General features: G+C 71.3%; 13 protein-coding genes. 2 read left to right on the top strand and 11 right to left on the bottom strand.

Features of this window, described 5'->3' with window-relative positions; all coding sequences use genetic code 11:
* The 11 genes from ABDW35_RS18585 to ABDW35_RS18535 form a co-directional block, all read right to left on the bottom strand.
* Positions 1-1,388 (bottom strand): ABC transporter permease subunit (locus ABDW35_RS18585; protein WP_343715371.1); only part of this gene is annotated, 1,388 nt, incomplete at its 3' end.
* Between the two features lie 105 nt (positions 1,389-1,493).
* Entirely contained in the window at positions 1,494-2,540 is a 1,047-nt protein-coding gene (locus tag ABDW35_RS18580) for an extracellular solute-binding protein (protein WP_343715370.1), read from the bottom strand.
* Between the two features lie 152 nt (positions 2,541-2,692).
* Positions 2,693-4,294 (bottom strand): GMC family oxidoreductase N-terminal domain-containing protein, encoded by a 1,602-nt coding sequence (locus ABDW35_RS18575; protein WP_343715369.1) that lies wholly within the window; start codon positions 4,292-4,294, stop codon positions 2,693-2,695.
* 15 nt (positions 4,295-4,309) lie between these two features.
* On the bottom strand, positions 4,310-5,740 hold the full coding sequence (locus ABDW35_RS18570; protein ID WP_343715368.1) for an NAD-dependent succinate-semialdehyde dehydrogenase: 1,431 nt from the start codon (positions 5,738-5,740) through the stop codon (positions 4,310-4,312).
* Positions 5,730-6,722 (bottom strand): nitronate monooxygenase family protein, encoded by a 993-nt coding sequence (locus ABDW35_RS18565; RefSeq protein WP_343715367.1) that lies wholly within the window; start codon positions 6,720-6,722, stop codon positions 5,730-5,732. Before ABDW35_RS18565 ends, ABDW35_RS18570 begins: the two co-directional genes overlap by 11 nt.
* A 15-nt stretch (positions 6,723-6,737) precedes the next feature.
* Positions 6,738-8,336, bottom strand: coding sequence for an AMP-binding protein (locus ABDW35_RS18560; RefSeq protein WP_343715366.1), 1,599 nt, complete (start codon positions 8,334-8,336; stop codon positions 6,738-6,740).
* A gap of 1 nt (position 8,337) precedes the next feature.
* A complete protein-coding gene (locus ABDW35_RS18555; RefSeq protein WP_343715365.1) occupies positions 8,338-9,132 on the bottom strand; it encodes an enoyl-CoA hydratase/isomerase family protein in 795 nt (264 codons plus the stop codon).
* 2 nt (positions 9,133-9,134) lie between these two features.
* Positions 9,135-10,322 (bottom strand): CoA transferase, encoded by a 1,188-nt coding sequence (locus tag ABDW35_RS18550; protein ID WP_343715364.1) that lies wholly within the window; start codon positions 10,320-10,322, stop codon positions 9,135-9,137.
* The gene (locus tag ABDW35_RS18545; RefSeq protein WP_343715363.1) at positions 10,319-11,068 is read right to left on the bottom strand and encodes an enoyl-CoA hydratase/isomerase family protein; all 750 of its coding nucleotides are present in this window, start codon (positions 11,066-11,068) and stop codon (positions 10,319-10,321) included. Before ABDW35_RS18545 ends, ABDW35_RS18550 begins: the two co-directional genes overlap by 4 nt.
* Positions 11,061-12,002: a hydroxymethylglutaryl-CoA lyase gene (locus ABDW35_RS18540; RefSeq protein WP_343715362.1), complete on the bottom strand. Its 942-nt coding sequence runs from the start codon at positions 12,000-12,002 to the stop codon at positions 11,061-11,063. The genes ABDW35_RS18545 and ABDW35_RS18540 overlap by 8 nt, the downstream gene beginning before the upstream one ends.
* 105 nt (positions 12,003-12,107) lie before the next feature.
* The gene (locus ABDW35_RS18535) at positions 12,108-12,602 is read right to left on the bottom strand and encodes a MarR family transcriptional regulator (RefSeq protein WP_343715361.1); all 495 of its coding nucleotides are present in this window, start codon (positions 12,600-12,602) and stop codon (positions 12,108-12,110) included.
* Between the two features lie 255 nt (positions 12,603-12,857).
* Here ABDW35_RS18535 and ABDW35_RS18530 point away from each other — a divergent pair, with 255 nt between their 5' ends.
* Positions 12,858-13,904, top strand: a complete 1,047-nt coding sequence (locus tag ABDW35_RS18530) for an ABC transporter substrate-binding protein (RefSeq protein WP_343715360.1) — start codon at positions 12,858-12,860, stop codon at positions 13,902-13,904.
* A gap of 19 nt (positions 13,905-13,923) precedes the next feature.
* Positions 13,924-14,203 (top strand): ATP-binding cassette domain-containing protein (locus tag ABDW35_RS18525; protein WP_343715359.1); only part of this gene is annotated, 280 nt, incomplete at its 3' end.

Genomic DNA, 14,203 nt, shown 5'->3' with positions numbered 1-14,203 from the left:
TGCAGCACGCCGGTATAGGTGTAGCGCAGGCCGAAGGGCACGGCGCGGATGACGAAGGCGTAGGCGATCACCCAGATCGTGCCGTAGACCGGGAACGGCAGCTGCAGGCTGATCTGCATGATGGCGACGCCCATGACAATGCCGGGGAACAGCATCGGGATGGTGCTGAGCTGGTCCAGCAGCGGGCCCCCCGGCCGGCGGCGGGCGGCCAGCCAGCCGACGACCACGGCCAGCAGCACCGCCACCGTGGCGGCGACGGCGGCGATGGTGAGCGTGTTGGTTCCGTACTGGACATAGGACGGCTCATCGAACACGGCCGTGAAGTTCTTCATGGTCAGCAGCTTCAGGTTCGACAGCCGCATCGGCGCCATGAACGGCGTGGCCGCGACCCAGATCAGCGCCGACAGGGGCAGGACCAGGATGAAGAGGAAGGTGCCGAGGATCACGGCGCCGCCCGCCCATCTGAGTTTGCCGAGATCGATCGGGCGCGGCCGGTAGCCCTTGCCGGTGACGCTGGCGAACCGGTCGGCGCTGCGCGCCAACCGGCCGTACCACAGCATCAGGGCGGAGATGACGCCGATCAGCAGCACCGAGAAGGCGCTGGCATGCTCCAGCTTCGGCGGCACCTCGCGGATGCTGAAATAGATGTCGCTGCTCAGCACGTTGATGTTGCTGGGGACACCGACCAGCACCGGCACGTCGAAGGCCGACAGCGTGTTGATGAAGACGAAGACGGCGGCGGCGGCCAGCGCCGGCCAGGCCAGGCGCAGCGACACCCGCCAGAACGTGCCCAGCACCGACGCGCCGCTCATCCGCGCCGCCTCCTCCATCTCCGCGTTGGCGGAGCGGAAGGCGGCCGAGAACATCAGGAAGACCAGCGGCATCCAGACCACCGCCTCGATCAGCGCCATGCCCCAGATCGAGTTGACGTTGAACAGGACGTCGCGGCTGCCGGTCAGCGCCCGGTACAGATCGTTGAACGGGCCGGCGCGGCCCAGCACGAACAGCCAGGCGGCCGTGGTCAGGACGAAGGGCGTGCCCAGCGCGGCGATGGTGGTCAGATAGGCCAGTGCCTTGAACGGCGCGTTGGTGCGCTCGACCAGCCAGGCCAGGATGCCGCCCGCGACCAGCACGATCGCGGTCGACATGCCGGCGAACAGCACCGTGTTCCACGCGCTGCGGTACAGGTCGGGCTGCGACAGGATGCGGGCGTAGTTGGCCAGGGTGAACGCCCCGCGCGACCCGTCGGGGTTGATCTCGTGCACGCTGTTCAGGATCAGGATGAACAAGGGCGGGATCATCAGCGCCCCGATCACCAGGATCATGGCCCCCGCCAGGATCGCGGCCGGGCTGATGCGGGGGAACCAGCGGCCCGCATCCCCGCGCACGGATAGGGGCTCGCTCGCGGCCGAAACGCCGTTATCCACCTGTCGCTCCCTGTCTGTCTGGGGTGGCCGGTCCGCCGCGGGACCGGCCGGTCCGGGTCCCGGCCGTCAGCCGCGGACGAAGAGGCGCTTGTAGAGGTCGAGCCACTTCGGCAGGTATTCGTCGTTCATCTGCGGCAGGATCGCGACCGCGGTGAACCCGCCCGCATCCGGCTTCAGCTCCGGCACCTTGGCCGGCACGTTGGGGTCGGCCGGCAGGTAGTTCGCCTGCTGCAGCACCAGCTGTCCTTCCTCCGACAGCAGGAAGTCGAACAGCAGCTTGGCGGCGTTGGGATGCGGGGCGCCCTTGACCAGGCCCACGGTCTCCGCCGTGCCGACGAGTGGGCCCAGCTTCAGCCATTTGACCGGGGCGCCCTGCGCGCCGCTGATGGCGACGTGGTGGATCAGCGCCACGACCGCGATCGGGTACTGGCCGACGATCACCTGGTCCAGCACCGCGCGGGCATTGCCGGGAACGCGCACGACATCCTGCTTCGCCAGCTGCTCCAGATAGGCCATTCCGTCCGTCTCGCCCTTGGACAGCAGGATGGTGCCGATGAAGCTCGGCGGGCCGGCGAAGTTCTCGTTGCTCGACCAGGCCAGCTTGCCCTTCCATTTGGGGTCGAGCAGGTCCTGGTAGGTCTTCGGCTCCTCCTCCGGCGGCACCAGGTCGGTGTTGATCACCGTCGAGTAGTAGAAGACGCAGCAGGAGGCCCAGTAATGCTCCGGGTCCTTGTGCTCGGGCCGGTACCGCTCCGCCTCGGGCGAGGCATAGGGCACGATCAGGTCGGCCGCCCGCATGGCGGCGATGGTGTCGCCCGCATTGTCGAAGATGTCGATCGTCGGCTTGCCGGCGCGCGCCTCGTTGGTCATGCGCAGCAGCAGGTTGTCGGCCGTCGCGATCTGCACCTGGATGCCGTATTTCTTCTCGAACGCGGCCGCGACCGGCCGGACGGCCTGGTTGACGATCAGGCCGCTGGCCCAGGTGACGGTGCCTTCCTTCTTCGCGGCCTCGATCAGGGCGGGGTCCGACTCCGCATGTGCTGTTGCGGTGAGGGACAGGGCCGTGATGATCGAGAGTCCGAACGCCGCGATGCTTGCCTGCCAACGGGCCATGATTCCTCCCTGTCTCCGGATTGCTGCCGGTCTATCGCCGGACTCACGGAATACTGTTCGTCTCTTGATCGACGATCACTATTCCGGGGTCAGCTAACGCGCCGTTACTGTGGGCGTCAAACGCTTAAACCTGAGGCTGCGCTGAGTTTTTCTCACAAGGCCAGGGGATCGGCCGCGCCCAGCAGGAAGTCGGCGCAGCGCTCCCCGATCATGACGCAGGGCGCGTTGGTGTTGCCGCTGACCAGGGTCGGCATGATCGAGGCGTCGGCGACCCGCAGCCGTGGCACGCCGATGACCCGCAGCGCCGGGTCGACCACTGCCATCCCGTCCCGGCCCATTCGGCAGGTGCCGGCGGGGTGGTAGACCGTCTTGGCGGCGGATCTCGCATAGGCTTCCAGCGCCTCGTCGCAGGCTTCCTCCGCCGCGGCCGGCGCCAGCTCGGTGATGCCGAGCGCCCGGAAGGACGGCGCGCGCAGGATCCGGCGCGCCAGCTTCAGCCCGCGGACCAGCGTGGCTAGGTCCTCGGCCGTGCCCAGCGTGTTGGCGGCCAGGACCGGCGGGGCGGCCGGGTCGGCGCTGCGCAGCGAGACCCGGCCGCGCGCCGCGGGTCGCAGGATGCAAGGGTTGATCGACAGGCCGTGCCGGCCCATCGACTTGCGGTCGGCATCGCCGACCAGGGCCGGGGTGACGTGCAGCTGGATGTCGGGCCGCCCGGCCCCGGCCGTGTCGATGAAGCCGCCGCTCTCGACCACGTTGGAGGTCAGGAGGCCGGTTCGCGTCAGCAGATACTGCAGCCCGTGCCGTGCCGCCTTGAGACCCCGGTCGTGGCCGAGCAGGGAGATCGGCCGGTCGGTGACGCCGTAGACCGACGCTGCAATGTGGTCCTGGAAGTTCTCGCCCACCCCCGGCAGGTCGCGCCGCACCGGAATGCCGTGCCGGGCGAGCTCCCCGCCGGGGCCGATGCCCGACAGCAGCAGCAGCTTGGGGCTGGCCACGGCACCGGCCGACAGCACCACCTCCTCGCGCACCCGGGCCTCGTGCCCCGATCCGTCCGGGGCGCGGTAGCGGACGCCGGCCGCGGCGCCGTTCTCCAGGATCAGCCCGGTGACGTCGCAGCCGGTGCGCACGGTCAGCCGGTCGCTGCCGCGGACGGCCTTGAGGAAGGTGGCGGCGGTCGATCCGCGCCGGCCGCCGAAGGTCGTGGTCTGGTAGAAGCCGATGCCGTCCTGGCGGGCGCCGTTGAAGTCGTCATTGTAGGGCAGGCCGGCCTCCTGCGCCGCGCGCAGGAAGGCTAGGCTCAGCGGGTGCCGGTGGCGCAGGTCCGACACCTTCAGCGGGCCGCCGCTGCCGTGGAAGCCGTCGCTGAACCGCTCGTTGCCCTCGCTGCGGCGGAACACCGGCAGCACGTCGTCATAGCCCCAGCCCGGGCAGCCCAGGTCGCGCCAGCCGTCATAGTCCTGCGCCTGGCCGCGGATGTAGATCATCGCGTTCAGCGACGACCCGCCGCCCAGGGTGCGGCCCTGCGGGATGGTCAGCACCCGCCCTCCCGCCGCCGGCTCCGGCTCGGTCCGGTACATCCAGCTGCGGCGCGTGCCGATGACGCGGACGAAGGTGGCCGGGATGTGGATGAAGGGGGTGTTGTCGGGCGGCCCGGCCTCGAGCAGCAGGACGCTGCGGCCGGCCGCGACCAGGCGGCTGGCCACGACGCAGCCGGCCGAGCCGCCGCCGATCACGACATGGTCGAAGCTGTCCATCAGCGGTCGCCCCGATCAGGCGGCGGCCTGGCTGACGAACTTCACCGACTGGTACGCCTCCAGCCCCTCGCTGCCGCCTTCGCTGCCATAGCCGCTGTCCTTGATGCCGCCGAACGGCGTCTCGGCCGCGGCCAGGCCGAAATGGTTGATCGACACCATCCCGGCCTCCAGCTCCTCGGCCAGCCGGGCGGCGGTGGCGGCGGAGCGTGTAAAGCCGAAGGCGGCCAGGCCGTAGGGCAGGGCGTTGGCGCGGCCGATCGCCTCGTCGATGCTGGAGACGCGGACCAACGCCGCCACCGGGCCGAAGGGCTCCTCGGTCATCAGCCGCGCTGTGTCCGGCACATCCGCCAGGACGGTGGGCTCGAAGAAGAAGCCCTCATTGCCCAGGCGCCGGCCGCCGCAGGACAGGATGGCCCCCTTGGCCACCGCGTCCCGGACGAAGCCGTCGATCGCCTCGACCCGGCGGCTGTTGGCCAGGGGGCCCATCTGCGTGCCGTCGCGGGCGCCGTCGCCCACCGCCAGCGCGCGGGCGCCGGCGACGAAGGCCTCGTGGAACCGGTCGAAGACGGAGGATTGGACATAGTAGCGCGTCGGCGCGGCGCAGACCTGGCCGGCATTGCGGAATTTGAGGCCGACGCCCAGCCGCGCCACGGCGTCGATGTCGGCGTCCTCGGCGACGATGAAGGGGGCGTGGCCGCCCAGCTCCAGGGTGGCGCGCTTGACATGCTCGGCCGCCAGCGCCCCCAGCCGGCGCCCGACGGGGACCGACCCGGTGAAGGACACCTTGCGGATGACCGGCGACCGGATCAGGTGGTCCGAGACCTCGGCCGGCACGCCGAACACGATGTTCAGCACGCCGTCGGGCAGCCCTGCATCCTGGAAGGCGCGGGCCAGCTCGATGCAGGCCGAGGGCGCCTCCTCCGGCGGCTTGGCGATGATCGAGCAGCCGCCGGCCAGGGCGCCCGCGATCTTGCGCACCAGCTGCGCCACCGGGAAGTTCCAGGGGCTGAAGGCGGCGACCGGCCCGACCGGCTCCTTCAGCACCATCTGCCGCGCGCCGGGGATGCGGGACGGGATCACCCGGCCATAGGCGCGGCGGCCCTCCTCGGCATACCACTCGACATGCTCAGGCGCGGCGCCGGCCTCGCCCCGCGCCTCGACCAGGGGCTTGCCCTGCTCCCGCGTGATGTGCTCGGCGATCGTGCCAGCCCGCTTGCGCAGCAGCGCCGCCACCTGGTGCAGGATGCGCGCCCGCTCCAGCGCCGTCACCCGCCGCCAGGCCGCGAAGCCGCGGGCAGCGGCCACCAGGGCGTCGTCCAGGTCCTGGGCCTCGGCGAGGCCCAGCGCGGCGATCGTCCGGCCGGTCGCGGGGTTGACGACATCGGCGGTCCGCCGGCCGGCGGGCCGGCGCCAGACGCCGTCGATGAGCAGGGGATTATCCAGCATTCTCAAGATCCATCGGGCTTGGGGCTGTGGTCAGGCGCGGCATCGCCACCGTCGCCGCTGCGTATTCCTCGACGATGCGGCGGACGACCTCCGCCGCCGGCAGGATCTCCGACACCAGGCCGGCGGACTGGCCGGCCTCGATCTTGCCGGCGTCGATATCGCCCTCGAAGGCGGCGGCCTTCAGCGACGCGCGCTCGAACATGGCGCGCCGCGGCTCCTCCGGCACGCCAGCGATCTCGGCCTTGGCCATGGCGTCGGAGAAGGCGTTGCGCAGCACGCGGACGACGCCGAAGCCGCGGCCGACCAGCAGCGTGTCGGCGACGCCGGCGGCCAGCACCCGTTCGCGATAGGCAGGGTGCAGCCGGGCCTCCGGCGTCAGCATGAAGCGGGTGCCCAGCTGGGCCGCGCCGGCGCCCAGCGCCAGCGCCGCGGCCAGGCCGTAGCCGTCGGCGATGCCGCCGCTCAGGATCATCGGCGTGCCGGGCAGGGCGCGGGCCACCGCCCGGCCGATGACGAGCGAGGAGACGAGGTCGGGCGGGGGATGCCCGCCGGCCTCGCCGCCCACCACCACCAGCCCGTCGACGCCCGCGGCGACGGCCTTCGCCGCATGCCCCTCGCTGGCGACCACGTGCAGGCAGACGGTGCCGATGCGGCGGAAGCGGTCGATGTAGCGCTTCGGCCCGCCCTGCGAGGCGATCAGGATCGGGATGCGCCGCCGCTCCAGCAGGTCCAGGACCTCGTCGGCGCCCTTGCGGTACAGCGGCAGGTTGACGGCGAAGGGCCGGTCGGTGCCGCGGCGGACGGCGTCGATCGCCTGGTCCAGGTCGTCGCGGTACATCGGTCCGGCCGCGATCACGCCCAGGCCCCCGGCGCGGGATACGGCCAGCGGCAGCGCCGGGCCGGACGACACCCAGGACATGCCGGCTTGGATGACCGGCAGGTCGATGCCCAGGAGGCGGGTGACGCTGGTCTCGATTTTCATGCGCGGGACCCGGGGTCAGAGGCCGAGCAGCTGCCGGGCATGCGCCGCCAGCTGCTTCTTCTGGATCTTGGCGCTGGCGGTCATGCCGATCGCCTCGAAGCCGTCGACGATCCAGACATGGCGCGGCACCTTGAAGCCGGCCATGCGCCCGCGCGACCAGGCGATGATGTCGTCCGGGGCGCAGGCAGTCCCGTCATTGAGGGTGACGAAGACGGCCACCACCTCGACCAGCCGGTCGTCGGGCACGCCGACCGCCGCGGCCTGGCGGATCCGCGGGTGGCCGTGCAGCACGTTCTCGACCTCGGCCGGGGCCACGTTCTCGCCGCCGACCCGGATGGTGTCCTTGGCGCGGCCCAGGAAGGTCAGGCGCCCCTCGGCGTCGAGGCGGCCCAGGTCGCCGGTCGCCAGCCATCCGTCCGGAGCCAGCGCCGCCGCCGTCTCCTCCGGCTTGTCGAAATACCCGCGCATGACGTTCCAGCCGCGCACCAGGATCTCCCCGGCCTCACCGGCGGCGGCGTCGCGGCCGTCCTCGGCGCGGATGCGGATCTCCACCCCCGGCTGCGGCCGCATCAGCGCGGCGGCGCGGACCTCCTCCGGCTCCCACCAGGCGGATTGGGCGACGTTCGGCGAGGCTTCCGACAGGCCGTAGCCCGCGACGCATTCGCGCATCCCCAGCTCGTCGATCGCGCGGCGGATGATGGTCGGCGACGCCGCCAGCCAGCCGCCGCGCAGCGCCAGCCGGCGCCGCGGCCGGTCGGGGTGGTTCAGCAGCATCAGCGCCATGGTGTCGTTGCCCGAGACATGGGTGCAGCGCTCGGCCTCCATCAGCCGCAGCGCCTCCCCGGGCTCGAACCGCTCCATGCTGACCAGGGTCACGAGATGCTGCAGCGACGACAGGATCGACAGGGTGGTGCCGGCGACGTGGAAGAAGGGCCGGGCGCTGTGGAAGCGATCGCCGATGCGAAACCCCATCCGCCCGCCGGAGAAGAAGGCGTTGGCCAGCATGCTGCGATGGGTCAGCATCACGCCCTTGGGGAAGGACGTCGTGCCGGAGGTGTACTGGATCAGCAGCACGTCGTCCGGGCTGCAGGCCGGCGGCACCTCCCCATCGCCCGCGGCGATGAAGTCCCGCCAGGATGTGGCCGCCGCCGGCACGTCCTCGCCGATGACGATCACCTGACGCAGCGCCGGGAAGGCCGCATCCGGCAGGCCGGTGTCGATGCCGGGGCAGATGCCGCGCAGCATGGCGATGAAATCGACCTTCAGGACCCGGTCGGCAGTGATCAGCGTGCTGATCCGCGACTGCCCCAGCGCATAGGCCAGCTCCGGCGCCACGAAGCGGGTGTTGACCGGCACCGCCACCGCGCCCAGCGACCCGATCGCCAGGAAGATGGCGACGAAGCGGTGGGAGTTGCCGAGGCACAGCCCGACATGGTCGCCGCGGCGCACGCCGCCGGCGGCGAGGGCGGAGCGGATGCGCGCCACCTCGCGCTCCAGCCCGGCGAAGGTGATGCGGCCGTCGGGGGCGACGACCGCCTCGACATCCGGGGCGGTCGCGGCGGCGCGGCGCAGCGCGTCGGCCGTGGTCAGCGGGCACAGGCCGTCCAGGCGCATCTCAGCCCCCCGCCTGCGGCTTCGGCGACCCGACCGCCTCGGCGAAGGCGCCGACGCCGTGCCGCCATTCCCCGCCGGCCAGGCAGCGCTCAATCGCCGCCATCTCGATCCGGATCCCGGTGTCCAGCGCCTGTTCCTCGCCCAGGTCGACGGCCTGCTTGGTCAGCGCCATGGCGAGGGGCGGGGCCGCGGCGATGGCGGCGGCGATCTCCAGCCCCGCCTCCTCCAGCACGTCGGGCGCCACCACGCGGGCCACGAGACCGAGGCCATGGGCTTCCTCGACGCCCATGGTGCGGCCGGTGAACAGCAGCTCCTTGGCCCGCCGCTTGCCGATCACCCGCTGCAGCCGCTGGGTGGCGCCGACCGTGCCCCATTGCGGTTCCGGAAAGCGGAAGGTCGCGGCGGTGGAGGCGATGATGAAGTCGCAGCTCATCGCGATCTCGCCGCCCGACCCGACGACGGGGCCCTGCACCAGCGCCACCACCGGCCGGCTGCAGCGCTCGATCGCCTGATAGGCGGCGAAGGAGGACAGACGCCGCCGCCGGATCCACGCCTCGTCCTTGTCCCGCCGCTCCTTCAGGTCGGCGCCGGCGCAGAAGACAGGGCCTTCGGCCCGCAGGATCACGACCCGCGTCTCGCTGTCGTCGTCGAGCGCGCGGAAGGCGCCCTCCAGCGCCACGCACATCGGCAGGTCCAGGGCGTTTCGCGCCTCGGGCCGGTTCAGGATCACCTGCGCGATCGCCCCGTCGCGCCGGCGCAGCACGGAGGCGCCCTCTGCCATGCCTGGATCACTCATGGTCAGATCACTCCCTGGGCCCGGAGGGCCGCTATCTCGGCGTCGCCAAGGCCGAGCTCGGCGGCGAGGATGGCGTCGGTGTCAGCGCCCAGAAGCGGCGGGCAGCCGATCTCGGGGTCGGCGTAGCCTTTGAAGCGCAGCGGCGTCCTCAGCGCCGGAAACGCGCCCTCGCGGGAATGGGCGAACCGCCCGACCGCGCCTCGCGCCTGCATGTGCGGGTCGGCCAGGATCTCGCGCACGCTGTTCACCTCGCCGGCCGGTACGCCGGCCTCGCGCAGCGCCTCGGCGAGGGGCGCCCGGTCCTGCCGGGCGATGGCGGCGGTCAGCGCCGCGGTCACCCGGGCGCGGTCGGCCACCCGTCCGGCATTGGTCCGCAGCGTCTCGTCCGCGGCCAGCTCGGGCAGGCCCAGCACCCGGCATAGCGGCGGCCAGTGCTGGTCGCTGCCGCTGATGTGCAGCCACAGCCCGTCGCGGCAGGCGAAGGCGGCCGACGGCACCCGGCCCGGATGCTCGGTGCCCGTGCGGCCGGGATCCTCGTCCAGCGCGAACAGCCGGGCCGCGGCCAGCGCCAGCAGGCTGACCTGGACATCCATCATCGCCAGGTCGATGTGGCAGCCGCGGCCGCCGGCGGCGCGTCCGACCAGCCCGGTCAGCGCGGCGATGACGATCCACAGGCCCGAGGTCAGGTCGGACACCGGCACGCCGGTCTTGGCGGGCGGGCCGTCGGGATGGCCGGTCAGGGCCATGATTCCCGACAGCGCCTGGAAGATGGTGTCGTAGCCGTTGCGGTCGCGATACGGGCCGGTCTGGCCGAAGCCGGTGTTGGAGATGTAGACGAGGCCGGGATGGACGGCGCTGAGCTCGGGATAGCCGAGGCCGAGCCGCGCCATGTCGCCCGGCAGGAAGTTCTCGATCACGACATCGGCCCGGGCGGCCAAGCCCCGCGCGATCTCGCGGCCCCGCTCGGATTTCAGGTTCAGCGTGACCGACCGTTTGGCCCGGTTGAAGGCGAAGAAATAGGCGCTCTCGCCGGCCGGCAGCCGGGGTTCGAAGCTGCGGGATTCGTCGCCGGTCCCGGGGCGCTCGATCTTCGTCACCTCGGCCCCCAGCTCGGCCAGGATCTGGGTCGCCATCGGGCCGGCCAGGACGCGCGAGAAATCGAGGATGCGGATGCCGGACAGGGGCTTCATGCGCCGGCATCCCGGAAGCCGCGCATCAATGCGTTGGTGTCCCGGCCGGCCGCCATCGCCGCGTCATAGGGCAGGTCGCCGACGCGGTAGAACAGCTCCTTCGCGGCGGCCATCGCCCGCGGGTTCGCCGCCGTCCACGCCTCGGCGATCTCCAGCGCCGCGTCCAGCACCCGGCCGGGTTCCGTGACGCGGTTGGCCAGCCCCAGCGACCAGCATTCCCCGGCGCTGATCAGCCGGCCCAGGCTGATCAGCTCGAACGCCGCCTTGCGGCCGAGCGACCGCTGCAGCCCCGTCATCACCAGGGCGGGCACGATCGAATGCTTCAGCTCGGGATAGCCGAAGCGGATGTCGGTCGCGGCCACCATCATGTCGCAGCCGATCGCCAGGCCCGCCCCGCCGCCGACCGCGGCCCCCTGGACCGCCGAGACGATGGGCTTCCTCAGCTTCTGCAGCATCGCCTGGGTGCGGCAGGTCAGGTCGGCCCGGCGCAGCACGGCGTCCTGCCGGTCCGGCGCCAAATCCGGGAACTCGGCGAGATCGGCGCCGGCGCAGAAGGCGCGGCCGCGGCCGGCCAGGACGATGGCGCGCACATTGTCCGACCGGTCCGCCTCCACCAGCGCATCGTGCAGCGCCAGGGTCAGGGCGGTGTCGAGCGCGTTCAGCTTCTCGGGGCGGTTCAGCCACAGGATGCGGACGGCGCCGCGATCCTCCGCGATCAGCACCCGCTCGGTCATGGTGTCAGGCATGGATCGTCTCTCGATGGGGCAGGTGTCCATAGCCGGCGCGGGCGACGCGGCTTTCCAGCTCGCGCCCGAGCGCGGCCTCGCACAGGCGCGACGCGGCCGCGACGGCGTCGAGGTCGAGGCCGGTCTGCAGCCCCTCAGCCTCGAGCAGGTTGGCCAGGTCCTCGGTGGCGACATTGCCGGTGTAGCCGCCGCCGTAGCGGATCTGCGTCGGGTGGCCGCCGACGCCGCCCAGGGCGCTGTCCAGCCAGCGGCAGCCCGCCTCGATCGCGGCCATGCAGTTGACCAGACCGGTGCCGCGGCTGTCGTGGAAATGGGCGATCGGGGTGACGCCCCGCAGTGCCGCGGCGCGACGGAACAGGTCCCGCACCGTGCGGGGCGTGCCGAACCCCGCCGTGTCGCCCAGCGCCACATGGGTGACGCCCAGCTCGGCGAAGCGCGCGACGTCGTCGATGACCGATCCCGGATCGACCGGCCCGTCGAACGGGCAGCCCAGCGCCATCGAGATCACGCCCACCAGCCGGAAGCGGCCGCCAGCTTCGGCCACCATCCCGGCCACGGCGTCCCATTGCGCGCGCCGGGTGGTGCGCAGGTTGCGCTCGGTGTGGCTTTCGGTGGCCGAGACCAGCAGGCTCAGCTCCTCGGTGCCATACCCGGCCTCATGGTCCGCCACGGCGCGCTGCACGGCGCGGAGATTGGGGCAGGTGGCCTTGTAGGCGGTGCCCGGCCGGCGCCGGATCCGCGCCAGCACCTCCGACGCGTCGGCGAAGGCGGGGATCCGGGCCGGATGGCTGTAGCTGGTGGCCTCGATCCGGGGAAAACCCGCCCGGGTGAAGGCGTCGATCAGTTCGACCTTGCGGTCGGCCGGCAGCAGCGTGTCCTCGTGCTGCAGCCCGTCCCTGGCGAAGCATTCGCAGATGACCACCCTGTCCGGCATCGGCGCGTTCCATCCCATCTGCTCGGTATGATTGGTTGCTGAGATGAACTATATCGTTCACATTGTCAACCATCGATCCGAGACTATTTTCTGCATCGGGTCTGTCTATTCGTCATCCGGCTCCGGAATGTCGTCCTCCGGCGCCAGCCGCCGGATCTCGCCGTAATAGTCGTGGCTGGTGCGGAAGACGCGGTGCAGCAGCTCCATCAGCAGCGCCCGCTCCCCCGGGCTCAGCCCGGCCAGCATCCGGTCGTTGCGGCCATGCGACATCGCCAGGATCTCGTCGGCGACACGCTCGCCCTCGGGGCTCAGGCGCAGCAGGATGCTGCGGCCGTCCTCGGGGTTGGCGGAGCGCTGGATCAGCCCGCGCTCGATCAGCCCGGCGACGGTCCGGCTCATCTGGCTCTTCAGCAGGCCGCTATGGCGTGCAAGCTCCTGCAGCGGCGCCTCGTGCAGGTAGCTCAGCACCGCCAGCGCGCGCCATTCGCGGGAGGTGATGCCGAAGCGGGGGCGGATCGACAGGGCGGCGATGCGCGTCGACAGGCCGGCCAGGCGCTGCAGCTGGAACGAGAACAGGTCGCGGATGTCGCTGCGCGGCATGGGCTGGTCCCGTCTCGCGCGGGGCTCGCCGGCCGGCTCGATGCTCTTAGGGTCGGGGTGGGGCATGCGCGGTCCGATGCGGGTGGGTGTCGATCACGGATAACCCGGATCGTTGATGCTGTGAACAATATTGAGTGTCGGTCGATATCGATATGGTTGACAAAGTGAACTATATCGTTCATCACTGCAACCAAACGGCGCCGGCATCAATCGCATCACGGCCGTCGCCGAGCCCATCCGGGGAGGAGAGACACCATGCGAAACGACCGGCGCCTCGTATCCGCTCTCATCGGCTTCGCGGTCGCGGGTGCCATCGGCGCCGGCGCGCGGGCCGAACAGCCGACCCTGACGATCTCGGGCTTCGGCGGCAACCTCCAATCCGACCTGCGCAAGACCATCTGGCAGCCGGCCGCGGACAAGGCGGGCGTCCAGCTGCGGGAGGAAAGCCATGACGGCCTGGCCGCGGTGCGCGTCCAGGTCCAGTCCGGCCAGCCCAGCTGGGACCTCGTGCATCTCGGCGCCGACGACTGCGCCGTGGGCGGCAAGGAAGGGCTGTTCGAGCCGATCGACTACACGGTGGTCGGCACCGACGGCATCGACGCCACGGCCCGCGGCGACACCTGGGTCGCCACCAACACCTATTCGGTGGTGCTGGGCTGGCGGACCGACAGGTACAAGGACAACCCGCCGAAGAGCTGGAAGGATTTCTGGAACACCGCGGCCTTCCCCGGCCGGCGGGCGATGAGCGTCTATCCGCAGGAGATGCTGGAGGTGGCGCTGCTGGGTGACGGCGTGCCGCGCGACCGGCTGTATCCCCTCGACACCGAGCGCGCCTTCGCGGCGCTGGAGAAGATCAGGCCGGACGTCGCCGTCTGGTGGTCGTCCGGCGCCCAGTCGGCGCAGCTGATCAAGGATGGCGAGGTCGACATGATCGCGATCTGGGGCAGCCGCATCGCCAACGTCATCAAGGACGGCGCGCCGGTCGCCTTCACCTATGAGGACGGGATCCTCGGCTATGGCTGCCTCGCGATCCTGAAGGGGTCGAAGAATGTCGAGGCGGCGCAGCGCTTCATCGCCGGCGTGGTGTCGCCGGAGATCCAGGCCCGGATCCCGACGATGATGGACTATTACGGGCCCACCAACGCCCACGCCTTCGACGTCGTCTCCTTCCCGCCGGAGGTGCTGGCCAAGTCGAACATGTCGCCGCAGAACCGGGTGAAGCAGGTGGCTCTCGACGTGAACTGGTGGCGCGACCACAGCATCGAGGTCCGCGAGGACTACACCGTCCTCAGGTCCCAGTGAGGAGGCCAGGGCAGGCACCATGCGACCGGGCAAAGTCTCCATCCGCGAGATCCACAAGGGCTACGCCGCGTTCAAGGCGCTGGACGGGATCTCGTTCGACATCCAGCCGGGCGAGTTCATGACGCTGCTCGGCCCCTCGGGCTCCGGCAAGACCACGCTGCTGAACGTGCTGGCCGGCTTCGTCCGGCCCGACAGCGGCAGCATCCTGGTCGACGGCGTCGAGTTCCTGACCCGGCCGCCGCACAAGCGCGACCTCGGCATGGTGTTCCAGAACTATGCGCTGTTCCCGCACATGACGG

Source organism: Inquilinus sp. (assembly GCF_039594555.1).
Lineage (GTDB): Bacteria > Pseudomonadota > Alphaproteobacteria > DSM-16000 > Inquilinaceae > Inquilinus.
The sequence above is the reverse complement of the archived record's forward strand: the minus strand, read 5'-3'. Positions and strand labels throughout refer to the sequence as shown.